The 15,411-nt window shown below is 75.2% G+C and carries 19 protein-coding genes; 11 read left to right on the top strand and 8 right to left on the bottom strand.

The annotated features are described in order from the left end of the window. The first annotated feature begins 76 nt into the window (after positions 1–76). Positions 77–931 carry a spermidine synthase gene (locus ABZ479_RS20000; protein ID WP_500462830.1) on the top strand — a complete coding sequence of 285 codons (855 nt, stop codon included), beginning with the start codon at positions 77–79 and terminating at the stop codon, positions 929–931. On the opposite strand, the gene ABZ479_RS19995 is transcribed toward ABZ479_RS20000, so the two are convergent. Together ABZ479_RS19995 and ABZ479_RS19990 are read right to left on the bottom strand one after the other, a co-directional pair. After that, on the bottom strand, positions 871–2,205 hold the full coding sequence (locus ABZ479_RS19995) for an MFS transporter (RefSeq protein WP_500462829.1): 1,335 nt from the start codon (positions 2,203–2,205) through the stop codon (positions 871–873). The two genes, ABZ479_RS20000 and ABZ479_RS19995, sit on opposite strands and share 61 nt — an antisense overlap. A gap of 74 nt (positions 2,206–2,279) precedes the next feature. Next, the gene (locus ABZ479_RS19990; RefSeq protein WP_500462828.1) at positions 2,280–3,248 is read right to left on the bottom strand and encodes a DUF8017 domain-containing protein; all 969 of its coding nucleotides are present in this window, start codon (positions 3,246–3,248) and stop codon (positions 2,280–2,282) included. Between the two features lie 73 nt (positions 3,249–3,321). Here ABZ479_RS19990 and ABZ479_RS19985 point away from each other — a divergent pair, with 73 nt between their 5' ends. Together ABZ479_RS19985 and ABZ479_RS19980 are read left to right on the top strand one after the other, a co-directional pair. Next, positions 3,322–3,774 (top strand): DUF4442 domain-containing protein, encoded by a 453-nt coding sequence (locus tag ABZ479_RS19985; RefSeq protein ID WP_500462827.1) that lies wholly within the window; start codon positions 3,322–3,324, stop codon positions 3,772–3,774. 362 nt (positions 3,775–4,136) lie between these two features. Next, entirely contained in the window at positions 4,137–4,793 is a 657-nt protein-coding gene (locus tag ABZ479_RS19980) for a DedA family protein (protein WP_500462826.1), read from the top strand. Between the two features lie 19 nt (positions 4,794–4,812). Here ABZ479_RS19980 and ABZ479_RS19975 read toward each other — a convergent pair whose 3' ends face one another. After that, entirely contained in the window at positions 4,813–5,346 is a 534-nt protein-coding gene (locus ABZ479_RS19975) for a gamma carbonic anhydrase family protein (RefSeq protein ID WP_500462825.1), read from the bottom strand. Positions 5,347–5,402: 56 nt separating this feature from the next. On the opposite strand from ABZ479_RS19975, the gene ABZ479_RS19970 reads away from it, so the two are divergent. From ABZ479_RS19970 to ABZ479_RS19960, 3 genes are all read left to right on the top strand, one after another. Further along, positions 5,403–6,323 (top strand): pseudouridine-5'-phosphate glycosidase, encoded by a 921-nt coding sequence (locus ABZ479_RS19970; protein ID WP_500462824.1) that lies wholly within the window; start codon positions 5,403–5,405, stop codon positions 6,321–6,323. A gap of 40 nt (positions 6,324–6,363) precedes the next feature. Beyond that, entirely contained in the window at positions 6,364–7,140 is a 777-nt protein-coding gene (locus ABZ479_RS19965; RefSeq protein WP_500462823.1) for an acyltransferase, read from the top strand. Positions 7,141–7,225: 85 nt separating this feature from the next. Then, positions 7,226–8,308, top strand: a complete 1,083-nt coding sequence (locus tag ABZ479_RS19960) for an NAD(P)/FAD-dependent oxidoreductase (protein ID WP_500462822.1) — start codon at positions 7,226–7,228, stop codon at positions 8,306–8,308. A 55-nt stretch (positions 8,309–8,363) separates the two neighbouring features. Here ABZ479_RS19960 and ABZ479_RS19955 read toward each other — a convergent pair whose 3' ends face one another. Next, positions 8,364–8,864, bottom strand: a complete 501-nt coding sequence (locus ABZ479_RS19955; protein WP_500462935.1) for a helix-turn-helix domain-containing protein — start codon at positions 8,862–8,864, stop codon at positions 8,364–8,366. 751 nt (positions 8,865–9,615) lie between these two features. On the opposite strand from ABZ479_RS19955, the gene ABZ479_RS19950 reads away from it, so the two are divergent. Together ABZ479_RS19950 and ABZ479_RS19945 are read left to right on the top strand one after the other, a co-directional pair. Next, on the top strand, positions 9,616–10,173 hold the full coding sequence (locus ABZ479_RS19950) for a YbaK/EbsC family protein (RefSeq protein WP_499600769.1): 558 nt from the start codon (positions 9,616–9,618) through the stop codon (positions 10,171–10,173). Beyond that, the gene (locus ABZ479_RS19945; protein ID WP_500462821.1) at positions 10,170–10,994 is read left to right on the top strand and encodes a GNAT family N-acetyltransferase; all 825 of its coding nucleotides are present in this window, start codon (positions 10,170–10,172) and stop codon (positions 10,992–10,994) included. Before ABZ479_RS19950 ends, ABZ479_RS19945 begins: the two co-directional genes overlap by 4 nt. On the opposite strand, the gene ABZ479_RS19940 is transcribed toward ABZ479_RS19945, so the two are convergent. Continuing rightward, positions 10,969–11,511, bottom strand: a complete 543-nt coding sequence (locus ABZ479_RS19940) for a GNAT family N-acetyltransferase (protein ID WP_500462820.1) — start codon at positions 11,509–11,511, stop codon at positions 10,969–10,971. The two genes, ABZ479_RS19945 and ABZ479_RS19940, sit on opposite strands and share 26 nt — an antisense overlap. A 105-nt stretch (positions 11,512–11,616) precedes the next feature. On the opposite strand from ABZ479_RS19940, the gene ABZ479_RS19935 reads away from it, so the two are divergent. Next, positions 11,617–11,784 carry a hypothetical protein gene (locus ABZ479_RS19935; RefSeq protein ID WP_500462819.1) on the top strand — a complete coding sequence of 56 codons (168 nt, stop codon included), beginning with the start codon at positions 11,617–11,619 and terminating at the stop codon, positions 11,782–11,784. A 6-nt stretch (positions 11,785–11,790) separates the two neighbouring features. On the opposite strand, the gene ABZ479_RS19930 is transcribed toward ABZ479_RS19935, so the two are convergent. Next, the gene (locus tag ABZ479_RS19930; RefSeq protein ID WP_500462818.1) at positions 11,791–12,198 is read right to left on the bottom strand and encodes a CoA-binding protein; all 408 of its coding nucleotides are present in this window, start codon (positions 12,196–12,198) and stop codon (positions 11,791–11,793) included. 147 nt (positions 12,199–12,345) lie between these two features. On the opposite strand from ABZ479_RS19930, the gene ABZ479_RS19925 reads away from it, so the two are divergent. Together ABZ479_RS19925 and ABZ479_RS19920 are read left to right on the top strand one after the other, a co-directional pair. Continuing rightward, the gene (locus ABZ479_RS19925; RefSeq protein WP_500462817.1) at positions 12,346–12,573 is read left to right on the top strand and encodes a hypothetical protein; all 228 of its coding nucleotides are present in this window, start codon (positions 12,346–12,348) and stop codon (positions 12,571–12,573) included. A 186-nt stretch (positions 12,574–12,759) separates the two neighbouring features. Next, the gene (locus ABZ479_RS19920) at positions 12,760–13,389 is read left to right on the top strand and encodes a YigZ family protein (RefSeq protein ID WP_500462816.1); all 630 of its coding nucleotides are present in this window, start codon (positions 12,760–12,762) and stop codon (positions 13,387–13,389) included. 27 nt (positions 13,390–13,416) lie between these two features. On the opposite strand, the gene ABZ479_RS19915 is transcribed toward ABZ479_RS19920, so the two are convergent. Both ABZ479_RS19915 and ABZ479_RS19910 read right to left on the bottom strand, forming a co-directional pair. Beyond that, positions 13,417–13,644: a hypothetical protein gene (locus tag ABZ479_RS19915; protein ID WP_500462815.1), complete on the bottom strand. Its 228-nt coding sequence runs from the start codon at positions 13,642–13,644 to the stop codon at positions 13,417–13,419. A gap of 67 nt (positions 13,645–13,711) precedes the next feature. Further along, entirely contained in the window at positions 13,712–15,355 is a 1,644-nt protein-coding gene (locus ABZ479_RS19910) for a serine/threonine-protein kinase (protein WP_500462934.1), read from the bottom strand. Positions 15,356–15,411: the final 56 nt, after the last annotated feature.

Genomic DNA, 15,411 nt, shown 5'->3' with positions numbered 1-15,411 from the left:
ACTGAGCCGGGCCGCCGAGCGCGGGGGTCCGGGGGTTACGTCCCCGGGCCCCCGCGCGTGCTGGGAGAATCGCAGCGTGGAGGACGACGGACGCATACCCGTGAGCCAGGACGTGGACTTCGGCGCGGCCAGACTGCTGCCCGACGTGGACCGGCCCGCGGGCTGGCTGCTCACCGTCGACGGGGCACCGCAGTCGTACGTGGACCTCGACGACCCCACCCACCTGGAGTTCGAGTACACCCGGCGGCTCGCCCACGTGCTGGACGAGGCCGCGCCCGAGGGTGCGCCGCTGGACGTCGTGCACCTGGGCGGCGGGGCCCTGACGCTGCCCCGCTACACCGCCGCGACCCGGCCCGGCTCGCGGCAGCGCGTCGTGGAGGCCGACCGGGCGCTCGCCGGGCTCGTCGCCACCCGGCTCCCGCTGGGTCGCGGCGGCGACGGTGTGGCGATCGCCACGGACGACGCCCGGGCCTGGCTGGAGGGCGCCCCGGACGGCTCGGCGGACGTCGTCGTGGCGGACGTGTTCGGCGGTTCGCGGGTGCCGGCGCACCTGACCTCGTACGAGTTCGTCACCGAGGCCGCCCGGGTGCTGCGCCCCGGCGGGCTGTACCTGGCGAACCTCGCGGACTCGGCGCCCTTCGACTTCCTGCGGCCGCAGATCGCGGGCCTGCGCGAGCTGTTCGGTGAGGTGTGCCTGATCGCCGAGCCCGGGGTGCTGCGGGGCCGCCGCTTCGGCAACGCCGTGCTGGCCGCGAGCCGCACCCTGCTGCCCGTGGACCGGATCGCCCGGCGCGCCGCCTCCGACGTGTTCCCGGCAAGAGTGGTGGAGGGCGACGCGCTGGAGCTGTTCGGACGGGGTGCGCGGCCGGTCTACGACAAGGACGCGGTGCCCTCGCCGATCCCGCCCGACGGCTCCTTCGGCGTCGGCTGACCGCCCCGGGCGACCGTCCGCCCACCGTCGGGCTCGTCCACCCGGCGCAGCCGCCGTACCTCGGGCACGGTGAGCACGGCGCCGGTGAGCAGCACCGTCAGCGCCGCGCAGCCCCACAGCGCCCCGTACAGGCCGAAGGCGTCCGCGGCGGGGCCGGCCAGGGCGGTGCCGATCGGCATCATCGAGACCGAGCCGAACCAGTCGTAGGCCGCGACGCGGGAGAGCTTGTCCTCGGGGATCTCCTGGTGCAGCGCCATCATCCAGGTCACGCCGAAGACCTCGATCGACATGCCCGCCACCAGCATCGCGCAGGCCAGCAGCGGCACCGGGACCGCCAGCGCCAGCGCGGCGGCGGGCAGCGAGAACGGGAAGACGCAGAGCACCCCGGCGAGCAGGATGCGGCGCGGCCGCCAGCGGAGCATCAGCAGCCCGCCCAGCAGGTTCCCGGCGCCGAACGCGGCCAGGGCGGCGCCCCACGGCCCGGCGCCGCCGAGGTGCTCGCGGGCGACGAGCGGGCCGTACACCGCGTCGGCGGCGGTGATCACGGCGTTGACGACGGAGAACTGCACCACGATGCCCCACAGCCAGCGCCGCGAGGCGAACTCCCGCCAGCCCTCGCGCAGATCGCCCAGCAGACCGCCGCCGCTCCGTTCCGCGCGGTCGCGTAGCGCGGCTGGGGGGACCCGCAGCAGTGCGCGCAGTCCCGCGGCGACCGCGAAGCACGCCGCGTCCACCGCCAGCACCCAGCCCGGCCCCGCGAGGGCCACCAGCGCCCCGGCGAGGGCGGCACCGCCCACGTTGGCCCCGTTGACGCCGAGCCGGAACACCGCGAAGGCGCGGCTCGCGTGGGCGGAGTCGACGGTCGACAGCAGCATGCCCTCGTTGGCGGGGGCGAAGAAGGCCTGGCCGGTGCCGCCCAGCGCGGAGAGCACCGCCATGTGCCAGATCTCGGCCCGGCCGGTCAGCACCAGGACGGCGAACGCGCCCTGCGAGACGGTGTTGAGGCAGTTGGCCGCGACCATGACCCGGTGCCGCGGCAGCCGGTCGGCGACCGCGCCACCGATGAGCAGGAAGACGACCAGCGGCACCGTCCGCGCGGCGGCGACGAGTCCGATCTCCGTACCGTCACCGCCCGCCTGCAGTACGGCGAACGCCGACGCGACGACGGCGCCTGAGGCGCCGATCCCGGTCACGAAGGCGGACGCGGCCAGGAGCCGGAAGTTGCGGCCGGCCCAGTCCGGGAACCGCAGCCGATGGGGGACGTCGGGTTTCACCCGGGGACTATCGTCGCTGGGCCGGGCTTTGGCAAACCGATTTCCGGGCCGTCGGCGGAGGGCGGGCCGCGGCCTCAGCCGACCAGCCGGACGCTGTCGCGGACCTTCGCCACCGTCGCGGCGTCGATCGCGCCCGCGTAGCCGCTGTCCACGATCAGCAGCCAGGAACGGACCTCCTTGTCCTTGCCGAGGAAGGTGAAGCTGTACGCGGTGCCGTCGGCCGCGCACGTGCCCTTCATCCCGGTCGCGCGCGTGGAGGCGGTCCAACCGTGCAGGCCCTGCGCGTTGGTGTAGGCGCGGGGGGCGGCCTCGGTGAGCTTGGTGCCGCCCTCCTTCTTGTACTTGCCGTACGCCCAGTTGTAGGCCTCGTTGGCGGCCTCGGACTTCAGGCTCTTGGCGCCCTTCCCGCCCTTCACACCGGCCAGTCCGCGCTCGTCGGTGCCGCACCACTTCTCGTCGAGGACGGCCGCGCCCCCGGTGACGACCCGGTTGGTGCCCCACTCGTAGCCGATGAGCAGGCCCTGCGGCTTGGCCGTCCAGTCCTTCGGGAGGTCGTAGGCGACGCCCATGTCGCTGCGCACGACGGTCTGCCAGCCGGGCACCACGGGCTTGACCGTGTCCTCGCCCGGGTTGCCGCGGGCGTCGTCCGGGCCGGGGCCCTCCTCGTCGGCCGTCGCGGAGGGGGTGGGGGTGGGGGACTGCGGCGCGCTCCGCGAGGCGACCGGTGAGCCGGTGCCGGACGGGCCGGCCTGCGGGTCCTCGTCGTCGCCGGTGAGCTTCACGGCGACCAGCGCGCCGGCGGCGACCACCGCGACCGCGGCCACCACCGACACGGCGACCACCACGCCCCGCCGCCCCCCGGGCGGCTGCGGCCCGCCCGGCGCCGGCGGCGGCCCCCACGTCTGCGGGGGCTGCTGGTAGGCGGGGTGCTGCTGCGGCTGGTACGGGGAGGGCTGCTGCTGCTGGTGGCCCCACTGGGGCTGGTTCTGCGGGGGCTGCTGCGGATGCTGCGGTCCCCCCGGCTGCTGCTGTCCTGGCCACATGGCTCGAAACACTAGGGGTTGAGCGGTCGCGGTTCCATGGAAGCGCTGATTACTTGCTGGTAACATCCGGCCCATGCCCGAGAACCAGCCGCAGATAGGCGAGCTCATGGCGGCCACCGTGCCCATGGCCGCCACCCTCAGCATCGAGTTCCTGGAGACCACCGCCGAGCACGCCGTGGTCCGCCTCCCCGACCAGGCCGCCTACCACAACCACGTCGGCGGCCCCCACGCCGGTGCGATGTTCACCCTGGCCGAGACCGCCAGCGGCGCCGTCGTCCTCGCCGCCTTCGCCGACCACCTCTCCCGCGCCGTCCCCCTCGCCGTCCGCGCCGAGATCGGCTACAAGAAGCTCGCCATGGGCCCGGTCGCCGCCACCGCCCGCCTCGGCCGCCCCGCCGCCGACGTCATCGCCGAACTCGACAAGGGCGAACGCCCCGAGTTCCCCGTCACGGTCGCCCTCCGGCGCGAGGACGGCGCGGTCACGGGCGAGATGACCATCATCTGGACCCTCCGCCCCAACGGCTGAGCAGGGCCGGCGAGTTGTATTCGGCCGTCTCGCTCCGGGTGTAACTCCCCGTGGACGCGGTGGGCGTTCGGCTCCAGGACTGCGACGTCCGTTGTCTTCGTGCGGCCGGAGCGGTTCCGGCCGGGTGCCCCGCGGCGGCACGCTCTGCGGCGGTGATGCCGGTCAGCCCCATGGGCGCACACGCTACGGGCTCGGCGGGCCCCTGTGACCTCCGCCACGTGGCTTCCTCCGCGGTCCCCGTGGCGGTGCCCCGTGGCGTACGGGGCGGCACGGGGCGCGGGCCGGGTCGGCTACGCTGCAACGACGTGCGCGCACCGGCGCGTCGACCGACATCCCGTCCGCCCTAGGGGGAGGAAGCGGCCTTGCACGTCCAGGAGTGGCTCGGCACGATCCCGCCGGTCAGCGTCTACCTGCTGGTGGGCCTCGTGATCGGCCTGGAGAGCCTAGGCATCCCGCTGCCGGGCGAGATCATCCTCGTCAGTTCCGCCCTGCTCGCCTCGCAGGGGCACGTGGACCCCTGGGTGGTGGGCGTGTGCGCCTCCGCCGGGGCGATCGTGGGCGACTCGATCGGCTACGCCATCGGCCGCCGAGGCGGCCGGCCCATGCTCGACAAACTGGGGCGGCGCTTCCCCAAGCACTTCTCGCCGGCGCACATCGCGACCGCCGAGGCGTCGTTCACGCGCTGGGGCATGTGGGCGGTGTTCTTCGGCCGCTTCGTGGCGCTGCTGCGGATCTTCGCCGGCCCGCTGTCGGGCGTGCTGAGGATGCCGTACTGGAAGTTCCTCACCGCCAACGTCCTCGGCGGCATCGTGTGGGCGGGCGGCACCACGGCGGTCATCTATTACGTGGGCATCGTCGCCGAGCCGTGGCTCAAGCGGTTCTCGTGGCTCGGCCTGGTTGCCGCCGTGCTGATCGGCCTCGGCTCGTTCCTCGTCGTACGCCGCCGGGCCAAGGCCGCGGCCAACGCCCACGAGGCCGCGCCCGAGGCGGACGCCGTGGCGGCGGCCACCACCGACTGAGCGGCCGGTCCCGGGGCCGTCAGTCCCCGGCGAAGGCGGCCCGGTGGGCGTCCGCGAGCGCGACGTAGTGCTCGGCGTTGAGCCGCACCATCTCGCGCTCCTCCGCGGTGAGCCCACGGCGCACCTTCGCCGGCACGCCCGCCACCAGCGACCCCGGGGGAACCCGCATGCCCTGGGGGACGAGCGCGCCCGCCGCGACCAGCGAGCCCGTGCCGATGTGCGCGCCGTTGAGGACGGTGGCACCCATGCCGACCAGCACGTCGTCCTCGACCACGCAGCCGTGCAGCACCGCGTTGTGGCCCACCGTGACGCGCGCGCCGATCACCGCCGGGAACCCGGGGTCGGCGTGCACCGTCGAGTTGTCCTGGACGTTGCTGCCCTCGCCGAGGCTGATCGCCTCGCAGTCGCCGCGCAGCACCGCGTGGTACCAGACGCTCGCGCCGGCCGCCATCGTCACGTCGCCCAGCACCACCGAGGTCGGCGCGGTGAAGGCGGCGGGGTCCAGCCGGGGTGAGCGTCCGGCGACGTCCGCGATCAAGGCTCTCTCCGTCATGGGGATCACCGTAGTCCCGTGATTGCGCCGATCGCCCCGCGGGTAGCGCGTACTGCGTGCTGAAGTTCTCCGACGAAGTGATCATCGCGCTGGAAACCGGTGCCCCGGTCGTCGCCCTGGAGTCGACGATCATCTCCCACGGCCTGCCCCGCCCCCGCAACCACCAGGTGGCCCTGGAGCTCGAGGCCGCCGTGCGCGAGGCGGGCGCCGTCCCCGCGACGATCGCGGTGCTGGACGGAGTGCCGTGCATCGGGCTCGACGCGAAGGGCCTGGAGCGCATCGCCGGCGACGAGGGCATGCGCAAGCTCGGCCACCGCGACCTGCCCGTCGCGGTCGCCACCGGCGCGAGCGGCGCCACCACCGTCTCCGCCACGGCCTTCCTCGCCGCCCGCGCCGGGCTGCGGGTCTTCGCCACCGGCGGACTGGGCGGCGTGCACCGCGGCTGGACGGAGGAGCAGGACGAGTCCGCCGACCTGCGGCTGCTCGCCGGCACCCGGATCACCGTCGTGTGCGCCGGGGTGAAGTCCATCCTCGACGTGCCCGCCACCCTGCAGCGGCTGGAGACCCTCGGCGTCACCGTCGTGGGGTACGGGACCGCCGAGTTCCCCGGTTTCTACCTCAGCGGCTCCGGGCAGCCCGTGGACTGGACGGTCCGCACGCCCGACGAGGCCGCCTGCGTCATGGCCGCCCAGGACGACCTCGACGGCCCGCCGTCCGCGGTGATCCTCGCCAACCCCGTGCCGGAGCACGAGCAGCTCGACCCGGCGCTGCACGACCGCGTCCTGGCGGAGGCGCTGGCCGCCGCCGAACGCGAGGGCGTCACCGGGCAGGCCGTCACGCCGTTCCTCCTCGGGCACCTCGTCGAGCACACCGGCGGCGCCAGCCTGGAGGCGAACCTCGCCGCCGTGCGCGGCAACGTCCGCCTCGCCGCGCGGGTCGCCGTCGCCTGGACGGAACGCGGCGTACATCACACCTGATCGCCCGGCCGCGCCCCCGCACCCTCGGTACCGTGATCGGGTGCCGAAGAACGAGAACCTGTTCTCCTCCGCGGCGGCCTGGCGCCGCCGCGCCGTCTCGCGCCTGGTGCACCGCGGCTGGCGGTGGGTCCAGAACGCGGGTGCCGTCTCCGCCGACCGCCCGGGCCCGCTGCGCTTCGGCCGGATCGGCGCGGGCACCCGCCTCGCCTTCCCGCAGGGGACGATCTTCGGCGAGGAGTGGATCCACCTCGGCGAGTGCTGCATCATCGGCGAACAGGTCACCCTCACGGCCGGGATGATGCCCGGCCTCGACCTCGGCCCCGACCCCGTCGTCCGGCTCGGCAACGGCGTCGTCCTCGGCCGCGGCAGCCACGTCATCGCCTCCCGGCCGGTGGTGTTCGGCGACGACGTCTACTGCGGGCCGTACGTGTACGTGACCAGCGACAACCACTCCTACGACGACCCGCACGAGCCCATCGGCCGCCAGTGGCCGCGCTCCGCACCCGTCGAGATCGGCTCCGGCAGCTGGCTCGGCGCGGGCGCGGTGATCCTGCCGGGGGCGCGGATCGGGCGGAACGTCGTCGTCGCGGCCGGCGCCATCGTGCGCGGCGAGGTCCCCGACCACTGCGTGGTGGCGGGCGCGCCCGCCCGGGTCGTCCGGCGCTGGACGCCCGAGCGCGGCTGGGAGCCGCCGCTGCGCACGCCCGCGCCGCGGCCGGTCCCCGCCGGCACCACCCACCAGCAACTGGCCGCGCTCGCGGGGCTGGAGCCCGAACTCCTCGCGGGGCTGGAGGACAAGCTCACCTCCGAGGCCTGACCGTTCCAGGCGACCCACCGCGGCTTCGTTGCCGAAACGGCATGGAACATTGCCCCCCGCCCACGGCCGGCGTGATCGTGCCGCCATGGACGAGAACACGAAGGACAACGGTGACGGCGGCGGGAACGGCCTGGAGGCTCCGGGCGGCGTGTGGGACGTGGTGGTCGTCGGGGGAGGCGCCGCCGGCCTCTCCGGCGCCTTGACCCTGGCCCGGGTACGGCGGCCGGTGCTCGTGATCGACGCGGGCGAGCCCCGCAACGCCCCCGCCGCCGCCGCGCACGGGCTGCTGGGACGGGACGGCATCGCCCCGCTGGAACTGCTGCGGAAGGGACGGGAGGAAGTCGCCTCCTACGGCGGCCGGGTCGCCGCCGGACGCGTCACCGCGATCCGCCGCGACGGCGACGTCTTCGTCGCCGAGTGCGAGGACGGGCGGAGCACGCGGGCCCGGCGGGTCCTGGTGACCTCCGGCCTGGTCGACGAACTGCCGGACGTGCCGGGCCTGGCGGGGCGGTGGGGCAAGGACGTGGTGCACTGCGTCTTCTGCCACGGCTGGGAGGCCCGCGACACCGCGGTCGGGGTCCTCGGCAGCTTCCACCAGGCCCTGCTGTTCCGGCAGTTGTCCGAGGACGTGACGCTGTTCCTCGGCCCCGGCACGAATCTGACGCCCGATCAGTGGGAGCAGCTCGCGGGGCTGCGCGTGGGCGTCGTCGACGGCGCCGTGAGCGGCCTGGAGACCGACGACGGCGACCGGCTGGCCGGGGTGCGCCTGGCCTCCGGGCACGTGGTGCCCCTCCGCGTCCTCGCGGTCGCCCCGCGCTTCACGGCCCGGGCGTCCTTCCTCGGGGGTCTCGGTCTTTCCGTACGGGAGCACCCGGCGGGCTTCGGGGAGCAGCTCACGGTGGACGCCTCCGGCTTCACCGGCGTCGACGGCGTGTGGGCCGCGGGGAACGTCAGCGACCTGATGGCGGGCGTCCCCGTCGCCGCGGCCGCCGGGACGACGGCCGCCGCCGCCATCGTCATGGACCTGCTGGCCGAGGACGCGCGTGCGGCCGCCCGGTCGCGCCGGGCCGGGAGCGCCGAGGTGTTCAGCGGCCCGATGGAGGCGGAGGTCACGCGGCGCGTCCTCGGCACGCGGGCGCACGGGGTGGACCCGCGGCAGGGGGTGTGAGCCCCTGGTGGCGCGGGTGGCGCCGGTAACGCCGGTCGTCCCGGTCGTGCCCGGCTCAGGCGGTGCGGGCCCGCAGATGGGCCCGCTCGCCCTGCCGCCCGAACAGGACGAGCAGTTCGACGGGTTGCTCTCCCTCGGGGCCGAGCCAGTGCGGGACGTGGGTGTCGAACTCCGCCGCCTCGCCCGGCTTGAGCACCACGCGCCGGTCGCCGAGGAGCAGCAGCAGGCGGCCGGCCAGCACGTAGACCCACTCGAAGCCCTCGTGGGTCTTCAACTCGGGTTCCGTGCCGGGGTGCGGCGGGATCAGCAGCTTGTGCGCCTGGATCCCGCCGGGCCTGCTCAGCGGCACGTACGTCAGGCCGTCCCGGGTCACCGGCCGGAGGTGGATGCGGGGGTCGCCGGTACGGGGCGCCCCGACGAGCTCGTCGAGCGGCACCGCGTGGACCTCCGCCAGGGTCAGCAGCAGCTCCAGGGTCGGCTTGCGCCCGCCGCCCTCCAGCCGGGACAGGGTGCTCTCGTTGATCCCCGTCCGCTCGGCCAGTTCCGCCAGCGTCATGCCGCGCCGCCGCCGCAGCTCCCGCAACCGGGGCCCGACCGCGTCCAGCACTTCTTTCCTCGTGTCGCCCACACCCCCAGGCTGCCGAAACGGCACGCCTTGATGCAAACCCGGCAACGGCGGTGGCGCGGGCGGCACGGCCGCCCCGCGTGGTGGGTGGGGCGCCCGTGCGCCCGCTCGCTGAGCGGACCGGCGCCGACTCGTCCTTCGCGTTGCCGTGAAGAAGGCGATGCCGGTCCGGCCGGTGAGGGTGGGGCGGTGGGCGGTCGGCACGGCCGTCGCGAGCGGACAGGGCAGGGCGAACCGGAGAGGCGGCAGGGCACGCCCCGACTGCCGGCGGCGGCGAACGTGGGGTGGGCGTGGCGCGATGCGTCGCACCTCGAACCGGACCGCACCGCGTGAACGGCGGCGCGGGCGAACGAGGCAGGGCGGCGGGGACCCGCCGATCCCACCGGGCGCGCGGCGACGAACCGCAGACGCGGCGAGGCCCCGCCCCGGCTGTCCGTGCCGGCGACGACCGGGTGGCGGGGGAGCGGCCGCTTCCCGTCGCCCCGCAGAGCGCGGCCGGGTCAGCGCACCGACGAGTCCTCCGGCGCCGCGACGAGCACGGCCCGGGCACGGCCGCCCCGGCCAGGACCGTACGCCGTCGGGGCGCGGCGGCACACCGGCAACGCGCGGGCGCGGCGGGCCCCCGTGCTCGCCGTTCGGGACGGTCCGCCGCCAACTCCCGGGATTTGTTAGCGTGCCGGACATGCGCGCACCCATCGGCACCTTCACCGACGTCCACCCCGCCGTGGAACGGCTCGACCTGCTGCCGGCCCCCGTCGCCGCCGCGCTGACCGCCTGGAGCGGGCAGGTGCCGGTGGAGGAACTGCTGCTTGTCGACACCGACCCCGAGAAGGCCGACACCGCGGTCTTCGCCGAGACGTACGGGGTCGGCCTGGAGCAGTCCGCGAACTGCGTGGTCGTCGCGGGCAAGCGCGGCGGGGAGGTCACGCTCGCCGCGTGCGTCGTCCTCGCCACCACGCGGGCCGACGTGAACGGCCTCGTGCGGCGTCACCTCGGCGTACGCAAGGCCTCCTTCGCACCGATGGACACCGCCGTGGGCGAGAGCGGCATGGAGTACGGCGGCATCACCCCGATCGGGCTGCCCGCCGGCTGGCCGCTGCTGGTGGACGCCTCGGTCACGGACACCCCGTACGTGATCATCGGCAGCGGCCGGCGGCGCGGCAAGCTGCTCGTGCCCGGCAAGGCGCTGGCGTCGCTGCCCGGTGTCGAACTGCTGGAAGGGCTGGGACTCCCCGCGTGACGGAACTGCTGGACCGCCTGGAGCGCTACTACGACGCCGTTCCCCGGGCGGGCGCCCGCGCCGAGGAGCACGGTCCGCTCACCCTCTTCGTGCGCGAGGGCGTCGGCTGGCCCTTCTACGCCCGCCCGGCGCCGGACGCGGACGGCGGTCCCGTCGGCCGGGACGACGTGGACCGGGTCCGGGCCCGCCAGCGCGAGCTGGGCGTGCCCGAGTGCTTCGAGTGGATCGCCGAGACCGCCCCGGCGTTGCGGGCCGCGGCGGAGGCGTCCGGGCTCGCCGTGCACGAGCATCCGCTGATGGTGCTCGACCCGCTCGCCCCTCCCGCTCTGCTGCCGGAGCTGCCCGCGGGCGTCGGCGTGCGGCTGCTGGAGCCCGGCGACCCGGCGCTGCCCAGCGCGCTGACCGTCCCGCACCTGGCGTTCGCGCAGCCCGGTACGGCCATCGGCACCGCCGGGCGGGCCGAACTCGCCGCCGCGGTCCCGCTGCACGCCGCCCCGGGCCTCGTGGCGACCGCGGAGGCGCGCCTACGGGCCGGGCTCACCGTCCACGCCGCCGCTGTCGAGGGCGGCACGGCGCTCTGCGCGGGCCAGTACAACCCCGTGGGCGAGGTCTGCGAGATCGTCGGAGTCGGCACCCTGCCCAGCGCGCGCCGCCGCGGCCTGGCCCTCGCGGTCACCGGCGCGCTCGTCGCCGACGCCCGTGAACGCGGGCTGAGTACGGTGTTCCTGTCGGCCGGGGACGAGGACGTCGCCAGGATCTACGCCCGGCTCGGCTTCCACCGGGTCGGCACGGCCCTCATCGCGGAGCCGCCCGTCCACTGACCGGGTCGCCGGGCGCCTCGCCGGCAGGCCGCCGTGACAGGTCCAGCGACAGCGGTGTCGAGTGCTCGGCGAAGCCCAGGCTGCGGTACAGCGGCTCGGCCTCCGCGGTCGCGTGCAGGTCGACGCGGGTCACGCCCTGTTCGGCGAACCACCCGAGCAGCGCCTCCGTCGTGGCCCGCGCGTACCCCCGCCCCCGGTAGCGGGGGTCGGTGCAGACGTTGAAGACGAAGCCGAACCGGCCCGCCGGGTGCGCCGGCGCGGGCAGCCGCTCCTCGATCCGGCCCACCGCGCACGCCGCCAGGTGCGGGTGCGCACCGACCACCGGTCCGCCGTCCACCACGAACGCCCCCAGCCACCGCGGACCGCCCCCGGCGAGCTGCTCGCGCGCCCGCTCCTCGGCGGCCGCCTCCCAGGGACCGGGCTCGTCCCGCCCGCTCGTGGCCAGGAACATCAGCCGCCGCAGCCGCACCAGCTCGGCGGCGTCGTCGGGGCGGGCGGGGCGTACGGGACCGGGCATGCGCGCACGCTACAACACGGGTCCGGGCGCCACGCAGCGAGTTTCCGGCGCATCCCGCATGCCCGCCCCCGCAGCGGTGAGGCGTACCGGAGAGGTGATGAAGCGATGAGCCACCCGGCCCGCGGCCCCCGCCGCTGGACCGTACGCACCCTCCCGGACCGCCTCGACAAGGACGGCGACCCCTGGAAGGGGCTCGGCACCTGCCGCCGCGCCCTCGGCCCGGCACTGCGGCGGCTGGCGGAGCTGGAGTCGGCGGAGCGGCCCGGCGGCTGAGCCCGGCTACCCGAGCTGCGGGATCTCGATCGCCGGGCAGCGGTCCATGACCATGAGCAGCCCCGCGTCCCGGGTGCGCGTGTACGCGGCCTCATCGACCACGCCGAGCTGGTACCAGACCGCCTTCGCGCCGATTGCGACGGCCTCGTCGGCGACCGCTCCGGCCAGGTCGGAGTTGACGAAGACGTCCACCACGTCGACCGGGAACGGGATGTCGGCGAGCGAGGCGTAGCCCTGCTCCCCGTGCACGGTCTCGGCCTTCGGGTGCACCGGCACCACGCGCTTGCCGTAGCGCTGCAGGACCGCGGCGACGCCGTACGCCGCCCGCGAGGCGTTGTTGGACAGCCCCACCACGGCCCAGGTGTCCCCGAGACCGGTCAGGATCTCCCGAACCGCCGCGTCGTCTCCGTGCACGTCGTCCTCCCTCACTCCGCTCCGCAGCAGTCAACCAGAGGACGCACCGGGCTGTTCCCGTGGACGCCTCACGCCGTCATGCCGCCACGTCGCAGACCGGCCGGTGCGTGTAGCGTGATCCCCCTTTCGAGCAGGTGAGGTCTACTGATGGACGTGGTGCGTCTCATGGAGGCGCTGGCCGAGCAGGGCGTGACGGTACTGCTCAAGGCGGATGCGGAACGTCTGCGCGGTGGGACAAAGCCGTGGACGTTCGTCGCGAGCGGCGCCCCGTTCCACGAGGAGCTGCTCGTGCGCACGGACGCCGCCTCCGTGGAAGCCTGTTTGGAGATCTGCCTGCCGCGCCTGCGTGCCCTGGGTCTGGTCATCCCTGAGTGAGGGAGCGGCCGGACGTGGTCCGTGCGGCGGTCTCATCGCGCCGGCGGTTCCGGAGGCGGTGGCCGGGCCGGGCATGCGGTTGAACACGTGGCGCTGGGATGCCGCGCGCCGCTCTCCGTGCTCACGCGCACCCGGGTGGCGAAAGGCGTTCCGGCCCTGCCGCTGACAAGGGATTAGGGTGGCGGGGTGGTGGAGCGGTATCTGACGATCGGGCGCGAGCACGTCCACGAGAGCGAGATCAAGCGCTCGCGGTTCCTGTGCGCGCTGGCGCCGGTGTCCGGCGAGGAGGCGGCGCAGGAGTTCATCGCCCGCGTCCGCAAGGAGCACGCCGGGGCGTCGCACAACTGCTACGCGTACGTGATCGGCGCCGAGGGGCGGATCCACAAGGCGAGCGACGACGGGGAGCCGGGCGGCACCGCGGGCACCCCCATGCTGCAGGTGCTGCTGCGCCGCGAGATCCGGGACGTCGTCGCCGTCGTCACCCGCTACTACGGCGGCATCCAGCTCGGCGCGGGCGGCCTGGTGCGCGCCTACGGGGGCGCCGTCTCGGCGGCCCTCGACGAGCTCGGCACCGTGGAGCGGCAGAAGCTCGCCCTGGTCACCGTCGTCGCCGACCACCAGCGGGCCGGGCGCATCGAGAACGACCTGCGTGCCGCCGGCCGCACGGTGCGCGGCGTCACCTACGGCGCGGCCGAGGTACGCATCGAGCTGGGCGTGCCGGAGGAGGAACTGGCCTCCTTCCGGGCCTGGCTCGCCGACGCCTCCGCCGGGACCGCGGGCGTCGAGGTGGCGGGCAGCGCCTTCGTGGACGTCTGACCACCCGGGAACGTCAGTGGCGGCCGCCTACGGCCTGCGGACCGTGAGCCCAGCGGGCGTCGTGGCGTCCCGCCACCACCGCTCCCGGTACCGGGCCGGCCGCGCGGTGAACAAGCCCGCGCGCAGCCCCCACACCGCCGCGACCAGTGCCGGCGCCGCCGGCGCGGCCGCTTCGTGCCCGGTCAGCCGCAGCCCGGCGGAGAGGACGCCGGTCACCATGACGGCCGCCCCGGCTGCCGGTGTCGTCGCGTCCACCGCACCGACGGTGGGGCCCGCACGGCGGACGGTCACCTGTAGACGCCGGGTTCGCCCGTCCGGGAGGTCAGGCCGGGTAGACGTCGGTGACCTTGCCCTGCAGGGTGGCCTGCACATAACAGGTGCGGTGGCTGTCCACGCGGTAGACGGACATGTAGCGGGCCTTGCCGATCAGCTCGGACTTGACGATGACGTAGACGTACTCGGGGTCGGGGACCTTGCACTCCTTCTCGGCGCGGCGCATCAGGGCCGGGAGCGCGTCCCAGGCGACCGTGCGCAGGTCGATCAGCGGGGTGTCGTCGACGGTGCTTCCGTCGGTCCAGACCGACGCCTTGTCATCGGCGTACCGGAACTTGTCGTAGATCTCCTTGTCGGTCTTCGTGGGCGCGTCGAAGATCGCGTAGTCCTGGTAGAGCGTGAGCTCCAGCACCTTGGTGTCACCCGAGACCGACTTCACGACCCCGGCCATGGAGCGGCCCCCGGCCGGGGAGAGCAGCTTCTTCGAAGCCGCCGTACTCGGGGCGCCGGAGGACCGGGTGCCCTTCGGCGAGGTCGTGCCGCCCTTGCCTGCCGCGCCCGCGTCCCCGTCGCCGTGGAGCTGGGGGAGGAGGGTCCACAGCAGGACGCCCGCGACGCCCACCGCCGCGACCGCGGTGGCGGCGGCCACGACGCGGCCGGCGCGGCCGTCGCGCGGCGCGGGGAGCGGGGTGGGGCGGGTCGGCTGTTGCGGCGGGTAGTACGCGTGGGGTGCCATCGGCTGGTACGTCGCCGGGGCGGGCCCGAAACCGGCGGGGGCCGCGTCCGCGGGCGCGGGCCCGGGCGCGGAGGACACGGGCGCGGAGGGCACAGGCGCGGGCGCCACGCCCCGCTCCGCGTCGGCGAGCATCCGGTCGAGTACGTCGGCGTCGGGCCGCGCGGCGGCGTCCCGTACCAGCAGGGCGGTCAGCACGGGGGCGAGCGGTCCGGACCGGGCCGGCGGCGGCAGGGGCTCGTCGAGGACGGCGACGAGCGTGGCGATGCTCGTCTCGCGGCGCAGCGGGTGGACGCCCTCCACCGCGACGTACAGCAGCATGCCGAGCGACCACAGGTCGGAGGCGGGGTTGCCCTCCTCGCCGCGGATGCGTTCGGGGGCGATGTACTCGGGCGAGCCGATGAGCCCGCCGGTGGTCGTCAGCCGCGTCGAGTCGCGGAGCGTGGCGATGCCGAAGTCGGTGAGCACCGGCGTCATGTCGGGCCGGAGCAGCACGTTGGCGGGCTTCACGTCGCGGTGGTGGACGCCGACCGCGTGCGCGGCGCGCAGGCCCGCCAGGACGCCGCGGCCGACGGCGGCCGCCTCCGGCGGGGTGAGCGGGCCGCGGGCCAGCCGGTCCTGGAGGGAGCCGCCGGTCACCAGCTCCATCACCAGCCAGGGGTGCGCGAGGTCCGTCGTGTCCACGATGTGGTGGATCGTTGCGACGTTGGGGTGGTGCACCCGGGCCAGCGCGCGGGCCTCGCGCAGCACGCGCTCGCGCAGTTTCGCCGCCGCCTCGGGGTCGGCGTCGGCCAACTCCGGTTCGGGCGGGCGCACTTCCTTCAGGGCGACCTCGCGGTGCAGGGCGGTGTCCCGGGCCCGCCACACCAGGCCCATGCCGCCGCCGCCCAGCCGTTCCAGCAGTTCGAAGCGGCCGTCGATCAGTCGTCTGCCGGAGTCGCTCGCCGTCATGGCGGACATCGTACGGGCGGGCGGGGACACGGCTTGACCGACCTTGCCCGACTTCGGACTCGCCC

The organism is Streptomyces sp. NPDC005722 (assembly GCF_040630935.1).
Classification (GTDB): Bacteria; Actinomycetota; Actinomycetes; order Streptomycetales; family Streptomycetaceae; genus Actinacidiphila.
This window is presented reverse-complemented; position numbering and strand designations above follow the sequence as displayed.